A 17,484-nucleotide genomic window follows, 5' to 3' on the forward strand; every position below is an offset into this window, starting at 1 on the left:
TAACAATGCGCGACAGCGACCCGGGGTCGCGTTCGTCCAACCGAATCCTGCCCCGGATCAATACGCCGTCCGGTTGGCGAGGGCCGGCGCTTTCCCCAACCGGCCATCCCGGTTAGGCTGCGCGTTCATTTCGCTGCGCAACCCAACCATGCTGCAACAATTTCTCCAGGATTTCGGCTATTTCGCCCTTTTCCTCGGTACCTTCTTCGAGGGTGAAACCATCCTGGTCCTGGCCGGCTTCCTGGCCTTCCGGGGCTACATGGACATCAACGCCGTCGTGGCCACCGCCTTCTGCGGCAGCTACGCCGGCGACCAGCTCTGGTACTACCTCGGCCGTCACAAGGGCCGCCAGATCCTCACCCGCAAGCCGCGCTGGCAGGCGATGGGCGACAAGGCCCTGGACCATATCCGCCGCCACCCCGACATCTGGGTGCTGAGCTTCCGCTTCGTCTACGGTCTGCGCACGGTGATGCCGGTGGCCATCGGCCTGTCGGGATATCCTCCCCTGCGCTACCTCCTCCTCAACGGCATCGGCGCCATCATCTGGGCGCTGGCCCTGGGCTTCGCCGCCTTCCACTTCGGCGCCGTGCTCGAAGGCATGCTGGGCAACCTCAAGCGCTACGAGCTGATGGTGCTCGGCGCCCTGCTGGCCATCGGCGGGCTCCTCTGGTTGCGCCGCCGCCTACGCAGCGCCAAGGGCAACTGACTCAGGTCGCCAGGGCCGCCTCGCGACGGGGAAGGCCCCACAGCGCCGCCAGGCTGGCCAGGGTGTAGAGGGCCAGTCCCGCCCAGCCGAGCGCGCCCATCGGCAGCAGGCCCAGGGCAGAGGCCAGCCAGAACGCCGGCCAGTGCATCGCCAACCGGGCCAGTTCCACGCCCAGGGCCCAGGGACGATTCTCCAGCAGGGCGCCTATGGCGTAGAGGCCGAAGGCCATCCAGGCGCAGGCCAGGCAGAGCGCCACCTCGGACACGCCCGCGCCGATGCCCAGCAGCCAGGTTCCCGCCACCACGTAGGCGGCGAACTGCAGCCCGGCGTACCACTTCTGCGCCCGTGGCAAGGGCACCTCGAATTTCACGAAGCGCGCCAGGTCCGGTTTTTCCTGTGGATAACGCGCCGCCACATCCGCCGGACGCCAGCCGGTCCGCATGAACCAGATGCGCAGCTTGTCCCGCCAGGACTCCGTCCGCCACGCGTCGCGCCAGAGCTGCACGTAGAACTGGAGGTTCGCCCAGAGCGGATTCCAGCTGGCGAGCGGCGTGGTCACGCCGAAGATCACCGGCTCCTCGTCCAGTTCCTCCTGGAAAGTCCCGAACAACCGATCCCAGAGAATGAACACGCCGCCGTAGTTGCGATCCATGTACACCGGGTTCTGGGCATGATGGACCCGATGGTTTGACGGGCTGATGAAGACCCACTCGAAGGCCCCCAGCTTGGGGATGTGCCGCGTGTGAACCCAGAACTGGTAAAGCAGGTTCATGGCGCCGACGCCGAGGAACACCACGGGCGGCACCCCCGCCAGGGCCATGGGCAGGTAGAAGATCCAGCCAAAGATGAAGCCGGTGCTGGTCTGGCGCAGGGCGGTGGAGAGGTTGTATTCCTCGCTCTGGTGATGCACCGAATGGGCGGCCCAGAGCACATTGCGCTCATGGCCCAGGCGATGGTTCCAGTAGTAGCAGAAGTCATAGAAGACAAAGGCGAAGAGCCAGACCCAGAGGTCATCGGCCCTGAACTCGACCCATGCCAGATGCTGCCAGGCGAGGCTGTAGGTCAGCAGCCCCACGCCCTTGGTAAGCAGGCCACAGGTGGTGGACAGCACGCCGGCACTGAGGCTGCTGAGGGCGTCGGCAGTGCGGTAGCTGCGCCTGCCACGCCAGCGATCGGCCAGCAGCTCCAGACCGATCAGCAGGAAAAAGAAGGGCACTGCATAGAGGACATAGTTCATGGCTCGACCTTGTCGTGAATGCCGTCCGGCGGCCAACCGGGGAAACGGCAGCCGCCTGGCCCTCGCAGCCGGTTTCCCCGGCCTGCTAGGATTGCTCGTCGGAACCGACCTGAAACGCCCCGCATCCGCGTGTCGTCCAGCCGGTGACCGGATGCTACTCCCCCGGCCCGCCTGCGCCTCGGCATGGCGTGCCAACCCAAGCGGCATATGACGACAGCATGCGCAGACTCCTGAAACCCGCCCTGATCGCCCTCTCCCTCCTGGCCTGCGCCGCCCTGCTGGGACTCTATCCCTATCGTGCCGCCCTGCTGCCCCAGGACATGGACCTCGCCGCGGCGGAACAACGCCTGGCGCCGCACCTGAGCCTCCACACTCCGAAGGGCGCGGGCCCATTCCCTACCGTGCTGGTGTTCCACGGCTGCAGCGGCCAGAACCCCGGGTTCGTGCGCAACGTCACCGCCTGGCTGCTGCCGGCGGGCTACGCCGCGCTGTTCGTCGACAGCCACGCCGCCCGGGGCATCGAGGACTGGCGCCCGGTGTGCGACGGCAAGCAGCTCTGGGGCAACGAACGCGCCCTCGACGTCTACGCCGCCCTCGCCCTGGCCCGACGCAACCCCGCCGTGGACGGCACGCAGCTGGCGCTGCTGGGCTACTCCCATGGCGGCTGGACCATACTCGACGCCCTCTCCTACGACGGCGCCGCCGGCCACGGTTTCCCGGCCACCGGCCAGAACGCCCTCGCCGGGGTTCGCGGCGTGATCGCCTACTACCCCTACTGCGGCTTCCCCGCCCAGCTGCGGGCCGGACTCGGCCACCCCGCCCCGGTGCTGATGTTCCTGGGCGGCAAGGACCACATCACCGACCACCAGCAATGCCTGTCCGCCGTCGACGGCCTGTCCGCCGCGCGCCTGGAGCTGGTGCAGTACGCCGAGGCGGACCACGTGTTCGACCAGCGTACCGACCTCAACACCTATCAACCCGGCCTGGCCGAGGATGCCCGGAAGCGCGCCCTGGCGTTCCTCAGGGAAAACCTCGCGCCAGCCCCCTGACCTGGAGATGTCCATGACCAAGAAAGTTGCCGTGATCCTGTCCGGCTGCGGCGTCTACGACGGCGCGGAGATCCACGAAAGCGTCATCACCCTGCTGCGCCTGGACCAGCGCGGCGCCAAGGTCCAGTGCTTCGCACCGAACATCGCGCAGCACCATGTGATCAACCACACCACCGGCGAGGAGATGCCGGAAAGCCGCAACGTGCTGGTGGAGTCCGCCCGCATCGCCCGTGGCGAGATCAGCGACGTGCGTGATCTGGATGCGGCGGACTTCGACGCCCTGATCATTCCCGGTGGCTTCGGCGCCGCGAAGAACCTCTCCGACTTCGCCATCAGCGGCGCCGCCTGCGTCGTGCAGCCCGACGTCCTGGCCGCCGCCAAGGGGTTTGCCGAGGCTGGCAAACCGGTCGGCCTGATCTGCATCGCCCCGCACCTGGCCGCGAAGATCTATGGCGAGGGCGTGAGCTGCACCATCGGCAACGACGCCGGCACCGCCGCCGCCCTCGGCGCGATGGGTGCCCAACACGTGGATTGCACGGTCAGCGAAATCGTCGAGGACGAGCAGCGCAAGCTGGTGACCACCCCCGCCTACATGCTGGCGCAATCCATCAGCGAGGCCGCCGCCGGCATCTACAAGCTGGTGGACCGCGTGCTGGAGCTGACTCACTGACCACCATGGGCGGGCGGTACCCACCGCCCGCCCATGTCGATCCGGCCAATCCCCCCGCCACTCGCGCCGCCCCCCTTGGCAGCCACCCCGCTCCTGCGGCAGCGTCACGACAGGACCCATTCCGGGAGGCGCCATGAGCCAGACCCCTTTTACCCTGACCCCTGAACTGGAAGACGCGGTGCGCGACTTCTTCGAGCGCATTCCCTTCAACCGCCTGCTGGGCATCCAGCTGGGGGAAATGAGCACCGAGCGGGTGGTGATGCACCTGCCGATGAAGGACGAGCTGATCGGCAACTTCGTCCACGGCATCCTCCACGGCGGCGTGATCTCCAGCCTGCTGGACGTGGTTGGCGGTGCCATGGCGCTGATCGGCGCCTTCGAGCGGCACCAGCACCTGTCCGGGGCGGAACGCATGGCCCGGCTGTCCAGGCTGGGCACCATCGACCTGCGCATCGACTACCTGCGCCCAGGCCGGGGCCGCCAGTTCACCGCCACGGCGGTGCTGCTGCGCTCAGGGAACAAGGTGGCGGTGGTGCGCTCCGAACTGCATGCCGATGACGGCACCCTGGTGGCCGTCGGGACCGGCACCTACCTCTGTGGCTGATCAGCCCCGGCTGAGCCGCGCCAGCAAGCGGTCCAGGGCGTTGGCGAAGGCCTGGCGGTCACGCTCGCCATAGGCGGCCTGGCCACCGCCCATCTGCCCCTGGTCACGCAGGTCGGTCAGCAGGTTGCGCACCGCCAGGCGCTCGCCCATGTTGCGCTCGTCGAACTCCCGGCCCCGGGGATCGAGGGCGGCCACGCCCTTCTTCACCAGGCGATCCGCCAGCGGCACGTCGCTGCAGACCACCAGCTCGCCGGGCACGGCATTCTCCACCAGGTAGTCATCCGCCGCGTCGGGGCCGCTGGGCACCACCACCAGCCGCACGCAGGCGAAGGCAGGCTTGACCTGGCTCTGGCCGGCCACCAGCACCACCTCGAACTTGCGCTTGAGGGCGAACTTGATCACCTGGTCCTTGGCCGCCCGGGGACAGGCATCGGCATCGATCCAGACGCGCATGGCATTTCCATCCAGAAAAGAAAGAGAGCGGGAAGTCTACACTCCCCGCCCCCGGCTCAGGCCTGCGCCGTACCGCGCTCCCGCAGCCGGCTGCGACCGTAGAGTGCGGCGATGGCCAGCAACGCCAGGGCCTGGGCCGACAGGGTCCAGGCGTCGGGATGGATGCCCAGCCAGTCGAACTCGAAGAAGGCCACCGGACGGGTGCCCAGCACGCCGGCTTCCTGCAGCGCCGCCACGCCATGGCCGGCGAAGACCACCGACAGGGCGCACAGCAGGATGGCGTTGGCGCTGAAGAAGGTGCCCAGCGGCAGCTTCGCCGAGCCCCGCAGGATCACCCAGGCCAGCCCCACCAGCAGCACCAGCGCGGCCGCCGCTCCCGCCACCACCATGCCGTGGCCGGCGGGTCCGGCCTGCAGCCAGAGGGTTTCGTAGAAGAGGATGACTTCGAACAGCTCGCGGTAGACCGAGAAGAACGCCAGAGTGGCGAAACCGAAGCGGCCACTGCTGCCGAGCAGGTGCTCCTTGATGTAGCTCTGCCAGGCCGCGGCATGACGGCGATCATGCATCCACACGCCGAGCCAGAGCACCATCACGCTGGCGAAGAGCGCGGTGAAGCCCTCCATCAGCTCGCGCTGGGCACCGCCGATGTCGATCAGGAAGGCCGCCACCGCCCAGGTGGCGAAGCCGGCGACGATCGCCAGGCCCCAGCCGGCATGGACGCTGCGCACCGCGTGCTCCTGGTCGGTCTTGCGCAGGAAGGCGAGGATCGCCGCCAGCACCAGGATCGCCTCCAGGCCCTCGCGCAGGAGGATCAGCAGGCTGGAGACGAAGGTCAGCGAACCGCTCAGGCCATCGCCGTCCAGCAACCGGGCGGACCTGTCCAGCTCCACCTTGGCCTGCTCCAGCAACCGGGCGGCCTGTCCCGTCGACTGGCGATCCTGGATCGCCTGCCGATAGGCCATCAGCGCCCGTTCGGTCGTCTTGCGCTGGGCAGCATCCAGGTTGTCGAGGGAACTCTCCACCAGCTCGAAGCCCTCGAGGTAGGCGGCCACGGACAGGTCATAGGCCTGGTCCGCCTCGCCATCCCGATAGGCTTTAAGGCTCTGCTCCAGGGTCGCCCGGGTATGCCCGATCAACTCGGCGGGGCCACGCTTCTGCAGCGGCGGCTGGGCGCGCTGGGCGCGGAACAGCGCCTGGGCCTGGACGCCCTGGCTGGCCCCCACCTCCTCCGGCGTGCGCCCGGCCAGTTCGCCCAGGGGCAGCGGCGCCCCTTTAACCGACGGATCGGCACTGAAACCGGCGATGTAGCTGGCCAGGTCCCAGCGCTGGCGATCGTCCAGCTGGTCGGCGAACGCGGGCATGTCGGTTCCGTCCACCCCCAGGCCGAGCGTGTTGTAGAGGTCATAGAGGCTCATCCGATCCATTCGAGCCTGATCCCGCAGGTTCGCCGGCGGCGGCTCCAGCCCCATCCCGGCGGGGCCGTCACCGGCGCCGGCATCGCCATGGCAGACACTGCAATGCTGGGCATAAAGGGGCGCGCCACGGACGGGGTCGGGAGTGATGAGCGGGGCCTGGCTGACCTCATAGGACGCGGCCAGGCGGGCCGCCAGCTGGCGAGCCTGACGCGCCACGTCGGCCCCGTCCTGGCGGGCTTCCACGGCCTGGCGCAGTCCGGCCACGCCCTGCTCCAGCTCCTGCTGGCCGTCGCGAGCCGGCAAGGCGACGATCAGGCCCTGCAGGACACCCAGGAACTCGACCTGCTCACGGTACTCGCCATCATCGATGACCTGGCCGTTGGCAACGGTGGAGGGGTAGTCGGCCCCGATGTAACTGAGCAGGTGCAGCGCCTGCGCGGCGCCATCGGCCGGGTCGGCCAGCAGGCTGAAGCTGCAGAGCGCCATCAGCGGCATGAGCAGCCAGCCGAGCAATCTGGAAATCGGAAACATGTTTCAATCTCAAATGAGAATGGGGAAACAAATTGTTACCCTCCTAACGAAACAGCTCAACCCCAACTAGCCCCCGGAGTTGCGGTGATTTGTCGCAGATCGCCCCTGCAGCCCTCATAGGACCTGGGGCCCAGATGATTTGAAGAATTTCAGCCGACGGGCCGGCGAACGCCAGAAAACACAAAGGCGACAACAGTCGCCTTTGTGATGTCCAGGCTGCATGGGCTTCAGGCCGAGGTGCGACGCACCGTGGCCAGTAGCGCGGCAGCGCCGACGAACAGCGCCGCGAAGCTGCGGTTCATCAGCCGCTGCTGGCCCGGCGTGCGCAGCAGTCGCAGGACCCGTGCGGCCAGGCCGGTGTAGCCGGCCATCACGATCAGGTCGACGGTGATCATGGTGACGCCCATCACCAGATACTGCTTCACCAGGGGGGCATGGGGATCGATGAACTGGGGCAGCACCGCCAACATGAAGACGATGGCCTTGGGGTTGCTGAAGTTCACCAGGAAGCCCCGAAGTACCAGGCTCAGCGGGCGGCCGATGGGACGGGTGGCGTCGTCGGTGGCGAGGTCACTGGGCAGGGCCCGCCACTGCTTCACCGCCAGGTAGACCAGGTAGCCGACGCCGAACCACTTGATCAGGCTGAAGGCCAGGGCCGAGGCCGCGAGAATGGCGCCGACACCGGCTGCGACGATGGCGATCTGCAGCGCCAGTCCCAGTTGCAGGCCAAGGGCGTTCCAGTAGCCGCGCCAGAAGCCGTACTGCAGGCCGGACGACATGGAGGCGATGGCACCGGCCCCCGGAGACAGGCTGATCACCCAGCAGGCGACCAGGAAAGCGAGCCAGGTCTGCAAGGCCATGGCGAATACCTCGGGAAGGAGAGCGAAACGGAAAGGTCCCCAGCCTACTCCTCCGCCGGGGCGCTGCACAGGGCCATCAGCGCCAGCGGCGCACGGCCTTCTGGAAGAACAGGCTGTTGGGCACCTGGACCAGGGCGCCCTGCTGGTCTTCGCTGAGGTCTTCGAGGGTGGTGTAGAAGAGGTTGATGGCGATCACCCGGCCCTTCACACCCGGCTTGTCGGCGCTTTCCACCACCTCCACCTTGTCCCCCATCCGGAAGGGGCCAAGGGAGAAGATCAGCACCGCGCAGAACATGTTGGAGAGCACGCTCCAGATGGCGAAGAAGGCCACCGCCGCCACGGCGGCAAAGCCGGTGAGGGCGGTCCAGAGCACCTCCGCGGACACGCCGAAGCGCTCCAGCACCAGCATGAAGGCGCTGCCGAGGATCATCCAGCGCAGCAAGCCGCGCAGGGGCAGCAAGAGTTCCGGGGGCAGCTGTGGATAGCGTTGCCCGAGCCGGGTGATGCCACGGGTCAGCACGCGCTGGGCCAACCAGGCCAGCAGCATCACCAGCAGCACCTGGCCGGTGCGGATCAGCGGCTCACTCCAGGCCGTGAGGAATTGCAGGTCCTCCATCAGTCCGTGGCCTCCAGTTGCCGCTGCAGGTCCTCCAGGGTTTCCAGTGCCAACAGCCAGGCTTCCTCCAGTTCGGCCTCGCGGCCCTTCAGACGGGCCTGCTCGGCCAGCAGGTCACGGAGTTCGTCCTTGCGGGCGGCGTCGTAGAGCGCGGCGTCGCCGAGGCGCGCCTCGATGCCGGCAAGCTGCTCCTGCACCTTGCCCAGATCCTTCTCCAGCTTGTCGGCTTCCTTCTTGTGCGGTGCCAGTTGCTGACGCAGGGCTGCCGCGGCCTGGCGCTGGGCGCGCTTGTCGGTCTTGTCCGGGTTCATCGGCGTGGAGGACACCGGCGCCTGGCGGGCGCGGTAATCCACCAGCCAGCGGGCGTAGTCGTCGAGGTCACCGTCGAAGCCCTGGACGCGGCCATCGGCCACCAGCAGGAACTCGTCAGTGGTGCTCTTGAGCAGGTGGCGATCGTGGGACACCACCAGCACGGCGCCGGCGAAGTCCTGCAGGGCCAGGGTCAGCGCCAGGCGCATCTCGAGGTCCAGGTGGTTGGTGGGTTCGTCCAGCAGCAGCAGGTTGGGCTTCTGCCAGGCGATCAGCGCCAGTGCCAGGCGCGCCTTCTCGCCGCCGGAGAAATTGGCCACCGCCTCGTCGCAGCGGTCGCCCCGGAAATCGAAGCCACCGAGGAAATCCCGCAGCGTCTGTTCACGTTCGCCCGGGGCGATGCGTTGCAGATGGAGCAGCGGGCTGGCCTTGGGGTCGAGGGCATCCAGCTGGTGCTGGGCGAAGTAGCCGATGGCGAGGTTCTCGCCCCGGACGAGGCGACCGCCCAGGGGTTCGAGATCGCCGGAGAGGGTCTTGATCAGCGTGGACTTGCCGGCGCCATTGGGACCCAGCAGACCGATGCGGGCGCCCGGCGCCAGTTGCAGCTTGACCTGCTCAAGGACGGTCTTGTCGCCGTAACCGAGACGGCCCTCGGACAGGTCCAGCAGCGGGCTGGAGACCTTGTCGGCCTCGCGGAAACTGAAATCGAAGGGCGAGTCCACGTGGGCCGGCGCCAGCTCTTCCAGGCGCTCCAGGGCCTTGATCCGGCTCTGGGCCTGGCGGGCCTTGGTGGCCTTGGCCTTGAAGCGGGCGATGAAGCTCTCCATGTGGGCACGCTGCGCCTGCTGCTTCTCGTAGGCCTGCTGCTGCTGGGCGAGGCGTTCGGCACGGGTGCGCTCGAAGGCCGAGTAACCGCCGCGATACAGGGTCAGCTTGCGCTGGTCGAGGTGAGCGACGTGGTCCACCACCGCGTCGAGGAAGTCGCGGTCGTGGGAGATCAGCAGCAGGGTGCCGGGGTAGCCCTTGAGCCACTCTTCCAGCCAGAGGATGGCGTCCAGGTCGAGGTGGTTGGTGGGCTCGTCCAGCAGCAGCAGTTCCGACGGGCACATCAGGGCCTGCGCCAGGTTGAGGCGCATCCGCCAGCCACCGGAGAAGTCACCGACGCGCCGGTCCATCTGCTCCGCGCTGAAGCCGAGTCCGGCGAGCAGCTTGCGGGCCCGGGCATCGGCCGTATAGCCGTCGGCGCTGTCCAGTTCCAGGTGCAACCGGGCGATGGCGGAGCCGTCGTGCCCGGCTTCGGCGGCGGCCAGGTCACGCTGCACCTTGCGCAGGTGCACGTCGCCGTCGAGCACGTAGTCCACCGCCAGGCGCTCCAGGTTGTCCACTTCCTGGCGCATGTGGGCGATGCGCCAGTCGGCGGGCAGCTGGCAGTCTCCGGCATCCGGTCCCAGCTCGCCCCTCAGGAGCGCGAACAGGCTGGATTTGCCGGCGCCGTTGGCACCGATGAGGCCGGCCTTCTGGCCAGCGTGCAAGGTCAATTCAGCGCCTTCTAGCAGGCGCTGGGGACCACGCTGTAGAGTGAGATTTTGCAGTCGGATCATGATGGCGGCGGAGTTTATCAGCTTCGCTGTGCCATCGCCCGGGGAGCGCCATGACTTCTGACCTGTGGACCTTCGCCTTGCGTCTCTACGCCCAACCCGGGGTGGAGGCCGCATGCCTGCACCTGCAGGATCGGGGGGCGGATGTCTGCCTGCTACTCACGGCCTGCTGGCTCGGACGGCGGGGCGTCTCCTTCGAGGAACCGCGCCTGCGGGCGCTGGCGGACAGGTGCGGTCCCTGGCAGGAGCGCGTGGTGAAGCCCTTGCGTGCCCTACGCCAGGGCTGGCGCGAAGCGGCCCGCGAGGACCCCGCACTGGATGGCCTGCGGGAGCAGATCAAGGCGCTGGAAGTGGAGGCTGAACGCAAGCTGCTGGCGCGCCTGGAGAGTGCGGCGGATGGCTGGGGGGCAAACCACGGAGAGCAGCTGGAGGCCTGGTTGCAGGGCAGCTTCCCCGTGCGGGAGGAAGTGGACCGCGACGCGCTGGAGTGCCTGCGCGGCGCGGCCCTGGCGCTTTAGTTCGACGGCGCGGTCGGAGTGGCGCTGTTGCTGCTGACCGGGGTTGCGCTGACAGCCGCCGGGGCGGCAGGCGCAGCCGGTGCGGCAGGTGCAGCGGCCGGAGCCGGAACGGCAGGCTTGGCGGCAGCCGGCTTGGCGGCGGGTTTCTTCGCAGCAGGTTTGGTCGCGGCCTTCGCGGCAACCGGCTTCGCCGGTGCCTTTGCGGCGGGCTTGGCCGCAGTGACCGGCTTGGCGGCTGCGGGCTTGGCCGCAGGCTTGGCGGCCGGTTTAGCCGCAGCGGGCTTGGCGGCAGCCGGTTTGGCGACGGCTTTCGCGGCCGGCTTGGCTGCGGGCTTCGCGGCCGGGGCCCTGGCGGCGGCAGGTTTGGCGGCAGCTTGCGCAGCAGGCTTGGCAGCGGATTTCGCAGCGGCCCTGGCGGCCGGTTTGGTCGCCGGTTTAGCCGCGACCTTGGCGGCGGGTTTAGTCGCCGACTTGGCTGCGACCTTGGCTGCCGGTTTCACTGCGACAGGCTTGGCGGCGGGCTTCACCGCCACCTTGGCGGCCGGTTTGGCGGCGGCCCTGGCAGCCGGTTTGGCGACGGCCTTCGCAGCCGGCTTGGCAGCGACGGCGGGTTTGGCCTCACGGGCGGTCAGCGCCTTGTTGGCGGCCTCGCGCACTTTGCCGACACCCTGGGCGAGCTTCAGGCTTTCCTGGGAGTCGCGCTTGAGCTGGGCGATGTAGGTACGGGTCTCGGACTGGCGATCCTTGAGGGTATCCAGCAGGGTCTCGAGTTCGGCGATGCTGTTCTTCGCCTTGGCCTGAGCCTTGGCCTTGCCGGCCTTGGCAGCATCCTGCAGCTTGGTGCGTGCGGCGTGGAGTTTCTCCTGGGCCTTGCCGCGCTGTTTCTCCAGTTTGGCCAACAGCTTTTCAGCGTCGACCGACGCTTGGGCGCAGGCTTTTTCGAGGTGTTCGAGCAGGCTGTGGGAAAGCTGGTGCAGCAGGTGCAGAGGGGTGCTTACGGGCTTCTTCTTGGCCGACATGGTTTGCCTCCTGGCGGGCGTTATTTGGCCCATACTAGTCGCCTGTTTCACGAGTCGCCAGAGGCCGCTGCATTCCGCCCGCCGCGGCTTTGCGGCTGATGACACGGGCGCGGTGTCCCGAAGCGAACCCGGCGCCGAAATTTCGAGCCCGGCCCGGGGAGCAGCGCCGACCGCAGCAGGACGCCAGGGAGATCCGCAGAGGGACCACGGCACGCGCAATCCCGAGCTGGAAGCACCGGGTCAGGCCGGTTGGGGGGCCTGGCCCTGGTGGGCGTTATGCAGCACTTCGATCAGGCAATCCTCCAGCTCGAAACGCTCATGGAGCAACTGCCCCAGCTGCTTGAGCTCGGCGCTCAGGCCGAGGTCGCGGCAATCGCCGTTGTCGCAGCGATCGTTGAACGCCAGCGCGACCTGGGTGATGGCTTCGATGCGGGGATAGATCTGCCTGGCAAGGTCGAGACCACGCTGGTCACCGAACTCCTTCGCCTCGTTGAGCAACTGCTCGTAGACCTCGAAATGCCCCGCTGACACGTAGTCCAGCAGCACTTCGCAAAAACGTTGCAGCCCTTCCGCGTTGGCGCTCGGAGCCTGGGGCTTGTCACTCAATGAAGCGTAGACATTGACCAGTTCGCGGCGCTCCTGCAGCCAGCGGTCGATCAGCTGGTGCACGCCACCCCAACGTTCCTGAGCGTTCTGGCAACTTTCGAGCATGGTGACGACCTCACTTCCCTAATTCGGTAATGCCGTTATACGTCTGCTCCGAGACGGTTTTTTGTCGACCGGTGCAAGATTCGGGGAAGACACCGCAAAAACGGCAATATTCCGGCGGTGCGTGCGGGCCAGATTATGCTCGCCGGAGAGTGCCATCAAGGCACTGGCGGGAAAAGATTCATACGAGCGTTTAATCGACAACCCCCGCCCCATCTGGCCAGCGCTTCGCGAGCGAGGCGATGGGCTGGCGCCGCGCGCGCCAAAGGGTCAGGCGCGACGCAGCAGTTGGTAGAGGGAGAACAGGATGCAGCCGGCGAAGGCCAGCAGGCTCCACTCGGGAATGCTCATGCCGAACAGGGTCCAGGTCACCTCGGCGCAATCGGCGGTGCCATGGAGCATGGTCGTGAGAATCTGCAGGACAGGCCAGGCTTCGATCATGTAGTCGAAACTGGGCAGGCATGCGGGCAACTGGTCGGCCGGTATGTTCTGCAGCCAGATCTGGCGGCCGGCGGCTGCGGCGCCCAGGCCTGAGAACAGCAACGCCAGCACCGCGTAGACACGACGCCCGATGGTGGCCGGGCCATGCAGCGCGGCGACCAGGCAGACCAGGCCGAACGCGACGATGAAGACGCGCTGGACGATGCACAGCGGACAGGGCTCGAGGCCGAGCGCGTGTTCCAGGTAGAGGGCGCCGCCCATGACCGCCACACAGGCGAGGAAGGCAAGCAGGAAGAGCTGACGCGGGCTGGCCAGGGACATGGCGGCTCCGTTGGATGGTCGGAAAGGGCGATACGGTAGAGGAAAGGGCCTTGCGCTTTCAAGGCGACAGCCGAGGTCGTGGCAAGTGCCTGCCCGGCGCGCCCATCGCGCTCACCCTCCAGACCGCCTCCAGGAACCCGGGATCGCGGCAGGCGCTGGCTTGGCAGGCGGGAGAAGGCCCGTTCGCATTCACCGCGACACCGGGTCGCGGCGGACAGGACCGAGCCAACCAGGGGCCCGGACATTCCGGGCCTGGCCGTCAGGCCATCCGCTCCGCCGGCAGGGGCAAGGCGGGCAGACGCTGGTCCAGCAGGCCCAGGCCTTCCTGGAAGAGCTGGTTGCTGCGCTCGATCTCGCCCAGCTGCGCCAGAAGGCGCGCCAGCTCGCCACAGGTTTCCGGGTCGCGACGGAAGCTCAGGCTGCTTTCGAAGTACTCGCGCGCCTTGCCCCAGAGGCGATTGCGCAGACACAGCCGGCCCAGGGTGAGGAGCAGGGTCCCGTCCTGCGGGCGATCCCTGAGCCAGCCCTCGGCGGTCTGCAACTGTCGCAGCGGGTCGCGCCCGCGCAGCAGGCCGTAGAGGTGGACGAGGTCGTCGTCGTGGCCGCGCTTGAGCGCCCCGCGCACCACCTCCTCGGCCTCCTCTTCCGCGCCCAGGCGCTGCAGCTGCCGGGCGAAGGCGAGCACCAGTCGAGGCTCGGCACGCTGGCTGGAAGAAAGCTGTTGCCACGCGCGGGTCAGTGGTTGAAGGGCGGTCTCGCCCTCGTTCAGCCCCTCTTCGCCCGCCTGCTCCAGACGGGCGCTCCAGACACGCAACTCGAGCTCGGCCAAGCGGCTCTCCGGCAGGGCCTTCTCCTTGCGCAGGGTGGGCAGCAGTCCGACCAGGGCGGCCCAATCCGCCCGAACTTCGTGGAGGTGAAGCAACTGGCGCAGTACCTGGTGATGGCGCGGATGGCGGTCATGGACGGCCTTGAGCGTCTCCAGGGCCTGGTCGGAATCCCCCCGGTCCAGTTGCAGCTCGGCATGGGCCAGGGCGATGGCCAGTTCGGCCTGGGGCTGGCGCTCCAGGGCACGCTCCAGCAGGTGCTCGGCGTCCTCGTGCTGGCCGATCTTCTGGGCCGCGCGGGCGGCACCGAGGTAGTAGATCAGCGGCTGCGGGTCAGCTTCGGCGGCACGCTTGAGATGACGCAGCGCCCTGGCCCAACGGCCTTCCGCCAGGTCCAGCAGCCCCTGTTCGGAGGCCAGGCGGGCACGACGCCGGGCGTTGCGCCGGGACCAGGGATTGACCACGCCGCCGGAAACCACCACCAGCCGCAGCAGGTAGCGGATCGCCGCGAACAGCAGCCAGAGCGCCGCCAGCAACGCCAGGGTGGCCCAGAGGGTGGACTCGTAGCGGAAGCCCTTGTAGGCCACCAGGACATAACCCTTGTGCTGGGCAATGGCCATGCCCAGCAGAGTCGCCACGCCGCCGATCAGCACCAGGACCAGCAGGACCTTGAGCAGACGCTTCATTGGCCGGCCTCCTGGGCCGGCTCAGCGCTGGCCGGCTCTTCGGCTTCACCGGCGGCGCCGGGGGCACGCAGAAGGTAGGCCTGCAGCGCGGCAAGGGTGGGGGCGAGGTCGGGGACCTTGACCTCCACCGGCTGCGTGGCCAGTTCGTCGATGCGCGCCAGCAGGGCTCGGCTGTCGGGGTTTTCGTCGTTGAAGTGTCCCTTGAGCACCTCGCCGGCCTGGCGCAAGGCCTGCTGGTAGACCTGGGTCTGGCCGTGCAGCGCCCCCCACTGGGCCTGTTCCAGGGCCAGCGACAGGGCCAGGCGGACGCGGGACAGGTTCTGGCCGGACAGCAGTGGCTTGATGTCCTGGCTGGCGTCCAGCTGGATGCGGAAGTAGTGGGAAAGGGTTTCCAGCCATTCGGACCAGCGACTGCGACCGTCGCCTTCGGCGGCGATGTCCATCAGCACGCCGCCCTTGTCCTCGAAGGCCGGTACCAGCGGGTTGAGCCGGGCCGCCTGCTCGCGCAGGGCCCCCAGCTGCAGGAACAGGCCCGTGCGGTCCGGCTGCGGCGTGCTGCGCAGCGCCAGCAGGCTCTTGGCCATCTGCTCGCGGGCGGCGTAGGCGCCGGGGTCGTTCTGTTCGCGGAGGATGTCGTCAGCGGCCTGCACAAGGGCGGTGGCGCTGTGGATATCCTGCAGCGCCGAGAGGCGCAGGGTGGCCAGTCGCAACAGGTGCTCGGCCTCGGCCAGACGCCAGTCCTTGCGGCTGGCGCCGAGGATGGTTTCCAGGCGCTGGCGGATCTGCTGCTGGTCACCCTGAAGGTCCACCAGCAGTCGACGACGCTCGTCCAGCTCCGCGGCGCTGGGCAGCGCCTCCAGGCGCTTGCTGAGTTGCTGTTCACGCTGGGCCAGGGCCTGGGCCTGGCCCCGTGTCTCTTCGACCAGTCCAAGTTGCTGCTGGTCGCGGGCCTCCAGGCTGCGCACCTGCCAAAGTCCCCAGCCCCCCACGGCGATGCCGACGGCGCCCAGCAGCAGGGCGCACAGGGCCAGGCCATTGCCTCGCGGGGTGGACGCGGCCGGAGTCGGGGTGACGGGCTCGGCGGCTGAGGTATCTTGATGCTCTTGTTTCGGGGCTTCTGCTTCGCTCACGTATCCATCCTTCGCTTCAGGGGGCCGGCGCCGGATGCTGCCTGAGCGCCGCCAGCAAGGCCGTGGCACTGGCGCCACGACAATCCACAACATTCTTCGCGCCTGCCGCCATCGCTTGCTCGGCCACGCGTGGGCTCGGCACGAACAGGGGCAGGTGGGCCATTCCGGCCCAGTCATCCCCGGCCAGCAGCAGCAGGTTCGCAAGGCCCTGGCCACTGCTGACCACCAGCCCGTTCAGCTGTTCAACCTCGATGCGCCGCGCCAGGGTCCCGGACGGATACTCCGGCAGGCAGCGGCGATAGAGCTCCAGATAGTCGACCGCGACGCCTTGGTCGCGCAAGCGGTCGGCCAGGAACTCCCGGCCACCCTCGCCGCGCATGATCAGCACCCTGGGTTCCGCCGTGGCGAGGGCCTCGGTGAAGGCCGGCAGCCCCAGCAGGGCCTCGCTGTCATCGCCCGCCTCCGGCCAGGACGCCGGCAAGCCGTGACCTTCCAGCAAGGCGCCGGTGGCGGCGCCGACGGCGAACCAACGCAGGCTCGCCGGGGGCTGCCGCCCATGGCGATCCAGCAGGTCGAGGCCAAGACGCGCCGCCGGTTTGCTGACCACCACCACGGCGCAGTAGCGATCCAGCGCCAGGACGAGGCCTCGCTGCTCCGGCGATTCTTCCAGAGGCTGGATGGCCAGCAGCGGAAGGCTGCTGCTGGCCACCTGGTGCTCGGCCAGGGTCGCGGCCAGGGCTGCGCACTCCTCGGCGGGGCGCGTCAGCAGCAACCGCCAACCCGTCACGGGTGACCGGCCTCGCCATAGACGGCCTTGAGGATCTCGCCAGCGCCCAGCTGCAGCAACTCATCGGCTACCTGCACCCCCAAACGCTCGGCGTCGGCGCTGGCGGCACGGGCTTCGGCGCGCAGCAACTGGCCGCCATCGGGCTGGCCCACCAGGCCACGGAGCCAGAGCTGTTCGCCCTCGAGCACCGCGTAACAGGCGATAGGCACCTGGCAACCGCCGTTCAGGCGCTTGTTCAGGGCGCGCTCGGCGGTGACCCTCAGGGCGGTGTCCGGGTGATGCAGCGGCGCCAGCAGGGCGTGGATCTCGCTGTCGGCGGTACGGCACTCGATGCCCACGGCCCCCTGGCCACCGGCGGGCAGGCTGTCTTCGACGCTGATGGAGGCGCGGATTCGATCCTCGAAGCCCAGGCGGATCAGGCCGGCGGCGGCAAGGATGATGGCGTCGTAGTCGCCGGCGTCCAGCTTGGCCAGGCGAGTGTTCACGTTGCCCCGCAGGAACTGGATCTTCAGGTCGGGGCGACGAGCCAGCAACTGGGCCTGGCGGCGCAGGCTGGAGGTGCCCACCACGCTACCGGCGGGCAGCGCGTCGAGGCTGTCATGGGTGTTGGAGACGAAGGCGTCCCGGGGGTCCTCACGCTCGCAGATGCAGTAGAGCCCGAGGCCTTCCGGAAAATCCATGGGCACGTCCTTCATGGAGTGCACGGCGATGTCGGCCTCGTGCTCCAGCAGCGCGGTTTCCAGTTCCTTCACGAACAGGCCCTTGCCGCCGATCTTGGCCAGCGGGGCATCCAGCAGCTTGTCGCCCTTGCTGACCATGGGCACCAGGCTGACCTTCAGGCCGGGATGGGCGGCCTCGAGGCGCGACTTGACGTATTCGGCCTGCCACAGGGCCAGGGCACTCTTGCGGGTGGCGATGCGGATCTCGCGGGACATGGTCACTTCCGGAATGGGCAATGCCCGGAATCATAACAGGCCCGCACGCGGCGAGGGCGCGGGCGGT

At 68.3% G+C, this 17,484-nt stretch carries 18 protein-coding genes; 5 read left to right on the plus strand and 13 right to left on the minus strand.

Features of this window, described 5'->3' with window-relative positions:
- The first annotated feature begins 148 nt into the window (after positions 1-148).
- Positions 149-706, plus strand: a complete 558-nt coding sequence (locus tag KF707C_RS27475) for a DedA family protein (protein WP_003457529.1) — start codon at positions 149-151, stop codon at positions 704-706.
- A gap of 1 nt (position 707) precedes the next feature.
- Here KF707C_RS27475 and KF707C_RS27480 read toward each other — a convergent pair whose 3' ends face one another.
- Entirely contained in the window at positions 708-1,943 is a 1,236-nt protein-coding gene (locus tag KF707C_RS27480) for a sterol desaturase family protein (protein WP_003457530.1), read from the minus strand.
- A 218-nt stretch (positions 1,944-2,161) separates the two neighbouring features.
- Here KF707C_RS27480 and KF707C_RS27485 point away from each other — a divergent pair, with 218 nt between their 5' ends.
- From KF707C_RS27485 to KF707C_RS27495, 3 genes are all read left to right on the plus strand, one after another.
- A complete protein-coding gene (locus KF707C_RS27485; RefSeq protein ID WP_003457531.1) occupies positions 2,162-2,992 on the plus strand; it encodes a dienelactone hydrolase family protein in 831 nt (276 codons plus the stop codon).
- Positions 2,993-3,005: 13 nt separating this feature from the next.
- Entirely contained in the window at positions 3,006-3,662 is a 657-nt protein-coding gene (gene elbB, locus KF707C_RS27490) for an isoprenoid biosynthesis glyoxalase ElbB (protein WP_003457532.1), read from the plus strand.
- Positions 3,663-3,795: 133 nt separating this feature from the next.
- On the plus strand, positions 3,796-4,266 hold the full coding sequence (locus KF707C_RS27495) for a thioesterase family protein (RefSeq protein WP_003457533.1): 471 nt from the start codon (positions 3,796-3,798) through the stop codon (positions 4,264-4,266).
- Here KF707C_RS27495 and KF707C_RS27500 read toward each other — a convergent pair whose 3' ends face one another.
- The 5 genes from KF707C_RS27500 to KF707C_RS27520 all read right to left on the minus strand — a co-directional run bounded on the left by KF707C_RS27500 (position 4,267) and on the right by KF707C_RS27520 (position 10,051).
- A complete protein-coding gene (locus KF707C_RS27500; protein ID WP_003457534.1) occupies positions 4,267-4,719 on the minus strand; it encodes a YaiI/YqxD family protein in 453 nt (150 codons plus the stop codon).
- Between the two features lie 56 nt (positions 4,720-4,775).
- On the minus strand, positions 4,776-6,665 hold the full coding sequence (locus KF707C_RS27505; protein ID WP_003457535.1) for a cytochrome c/FTR1 family iron permease: 1,890 nt from the start codon (positions 6,663-6,665) through the stop codon (positions 4,776-4,778).
- A gap of 227 nt (positions 6,666-6,892) precedes the next feature.
- Positions 6,893-7,525 (minus strand): homoserine/homoserine lactone efflux protein, encoded by a 633-nt coding sequence (rhtB, locus tag KF707C_RS27510; protein ID WP_003457536.1) that lies wholly within the window; start codon positions 7,523-7,525, stop codon positions 6,893-6,895.
- A gap of 76 nt (positions 7,526-7,601) precedes the next feature.
- Positions 7,602-8,141, minus strand: a complete 540-nt coding sequence (locus KF707C_RS27515) for a mechanosensitive ion channel family protein (protein ID WP_003457537.1) — start codon at positions 8,139-8,141, stop codon at positions 7,602-7,604.
- Positions 8,141-10,051: an ATP-binding cassette domain-containing protein gene (locus KF707C_RS27520; RefSeq protein WP_036994513.1), complete on the minus strand. Its 1,911-nt coding sequence runs from the start codon at positions 10,049-10,051 to the stop codon at positions 8,141-8,143. The genes KF707C_RS27515 and KF707C_RS27520 overlap by 1 nt, the downstream gene beginning before the upstream one ends.
- A gap of 50 nt (positions 10,052-10,101) precedes the next feature.
- On the opposite strand from KF707C_RS27520, the gene KF707C_RS27525 reads away from it, so the two are divergent.
- On the plus strand, positions 10,102-10,566 hold the full coding sequence (locus KF707C_RS27525; RefSeq protein ID WP_003457539.1) for a TIGR02444 family protein: 465 nt from the start codon (positions 10,102-10,104) through the stop codon (positions 10,564-10,566).
- On the opposite strand, the gene KF707C_RS27530 is transcribed toward KF707C_RS27525, so the two are convergent.
- The 7 genes from KF707C_RS27530 to hemC form a co-directional block, all read right to left on the minus strand.
- Positions 10,563-11,585 carry an AlgP family protein gene (locus KF707C_RS27530; RefSeq protein ID WP_003457541.1) on the minus strand — a complete coding sequence of 341 codons (1,023 nt, stop codon included), beginning with the start codon at positions 11,583-11,585 and terminating at the stop codon, positions 10,563-10,565. The genes KF707C_RS27525 and KF707C_RS27530 overlap by 4 nt on opposite strands.
- Before the next feature lie 240 nt (positions 11,586-11,825).
- Positions 11,826-12,296 carry an Rsd/AlgQ family anti-sigma factor gene (locus tag KF707C_RS27535; protein WP_036994514.1) on the minus strand — a complete coding sequence of 157 codons (471 nt, stop codon included), beginning with the start codon at positions 12,294-12,296 and terminating at the stop codon, positions 11,826-11,828.
- Positions 12,297-12,563: 267 nt separating this feature from the next.
- Positions 12,564-13,055 (minus strand): disulfide bond formation protein B, encoded by a 492-nt coding sequence (locus tag KF707C_RS27540; protein ID WP_003457545.1) that lies wholly within the window; start codon positions 13,053-13,055, stop codon positions 12,564-12,566.
- A gap of 259 nt (positions 13,056-13,314) precedes the next feature.
- A complete protein-coding gene (locus tag KF707C_RS27545) occupies positions 13,315-14,565 on the minus strand; it encodes a heme biosynthesis HemY N-terminal domain-containing protein (RefSeq protein WP_003457547.1) in 1,251 nt (416 codons plus the stop codon).
- Entirely contained in the window at positions 14,562-15,695 is a 1,134-nt protein-coding gene (locus KF707C_RS27550; protein ID WP_003457550.1) for a uroporphyrinogen-III C-methyltransferase, read from the minus strand. Before KF707C_RS27550 ends, KF707C_RS27545 begins: the two co-directional genes overlap by 4 nt.
- Positions 15,696-15,711: 16 nt before the next feature.
- Positions 15,712-16,482, minus strand: a complete 771-nt coding sequence (locus tag KF707C_RS27555) for a uroporphyrinogen-III synthase (RefSeq protein ID WP_003457551.1) — start codon at positions 16,480-16,482, stop codon at positions 15,712-15,714.
- On the minus strand, positions 16,479-17,417 hold the full coding sequence (gene hemC / locus KF707C_RS27560; RefSeq protein ID WP_036994519.1) for a hydroxymethylbilane synthase: 939 nt from the start codon (positions 17,415-17,417) through the stop codon (positions 16,479-16,481). The genes KF707C_RS27555 and hemC overlap by 4 nt, the downstream gene beginning before the upstream one ends.
- Positions 17,418-17,484 lie beyond the last annotated feature (67 nt).

It is taken from the genome of Pseudomonas furukawaii, assembly GCF_002355475.1.
Classification (GTDB): Bacteria; Pseudomonadota; Gammaproteobacteria; order Pseudomonadales; family Pseudomonadaceae; genus Metapseudomonas; species Metapseudomonas furukawaii.

Bases quoted from the DNA above. Each gene is read 5' to 3' on its own strand.
- KF707C_RS27520 (WP_036994513.1), bottom strand. From the start codon at position 10,051: ATGATCCGACTGCAAAATCTCACTCTACAGCGTGGTCCCCAGCGCCTG.
- KF707C_RS27505 (WP_003457535.1), bottom strand. From the start codon at position 6,665: ATGTTTCCGATTTCCAGATTGCTCGGCTGGCTGCTCATGCCGCTGATG.
- KF707C_RS27485 (WP_003457531.1), top strand. From the start codon at position 2,162: ATGCGCAGACTCCTGAAACCCGCCCTGATCGCCCTCTCCCTCCTGGCC.
- KF707C_RS27535 (WP_036994514.1), bottom strand. From the start codon at position 12,296: ATGCTCGAAAGTTGCCAGAACGCTCAGGAACGTTGGGGTGGCGTGCAC.
- KF707C_RS27525 (WP_003457539.1), top strand. From the start codon at position 10,102: ATGACTTCTGACCTGTGGACCTTCGCCTTGCGTCTCTACGCCCAACCC.
- KF707C_RS27475 (WP_003457529.1), top strand. From the start codon at position 149: ATGCTGCAACAATTTCTCCAGGATTTCGGCTATTTCGCCCTTTTCCTC.
- KF707C_RS27540 (WP_003457545.1), bottom strand. From the start codon at position 13,055: ATGTCCCTGGCCAGCCCGCGTCAGCTCTTCCTGCTTGCCTTCCTCGCC.
- KF707C_RS27530 (WP_003457541.1), bottom strand. From the start codon at position 11,585: ATGTCGGCCAAGAAGAAGCCCGTAAGCACCCCTCTGCACCTGCTGCAC.
- KF707C_RS27495 (WP_003457533.1), top strand. From the start codon at position 3,796: ATGAGCCAGACCCCTTTTACCCTGACCCCTGAACTGGAAGACGCGGTG.
- KF707C_RS27480 (WP_003457530.1), bottom strand. From the start codon at position 1,943: ATGAACTATGTCCTCTATGCAGTGCCCTTCTTTTTCCTGCTGATCGGT.
- KF707C_RS27515 (WP_003457537.1), bottom strand. From the start codon at position 8,141: ATGGAGGACCTGCAATTCCTCACGGCCTGGAGTGAGCCGCTGATCCGC.
- rhtB (WP_003457536.1), bottom strand. From the start codon at position 7,525: ATGGCCTTGCAGACCTGGCTCGCTTTCCTGGTCGCCTGCTGGGTGATC.
- KF707C_RS27500 (WP_003457534.1), bottom strand. From the start codon at position 4,719: ATGCGCGTCTGGATCGATGCCGATGCCTGTCCCCGGGCGGCCAAGGAC.
- elbB (WP_003457532.1), top strand. From the start codon at position 3,006: ATGACCAAGAAAGTTGCCGTGATCCTGTCCGGCTGCGGCGTCTACGAC.
- hemC (WP_036994519.1), bottom strand. From the start codon at position 17,417: ATGTCCCGCGAGATCCGCATCGCCACCCGCAAGAGTGCCCTGGCCCTG.
- KF707C_RS27545 (WP_003457547.1), bottom strand. From the start codon at position 14,565: ATGAAGCGTCTGCTCAAGGTCCTGCTGGTCCTGGTGCTGATCGGCGGC.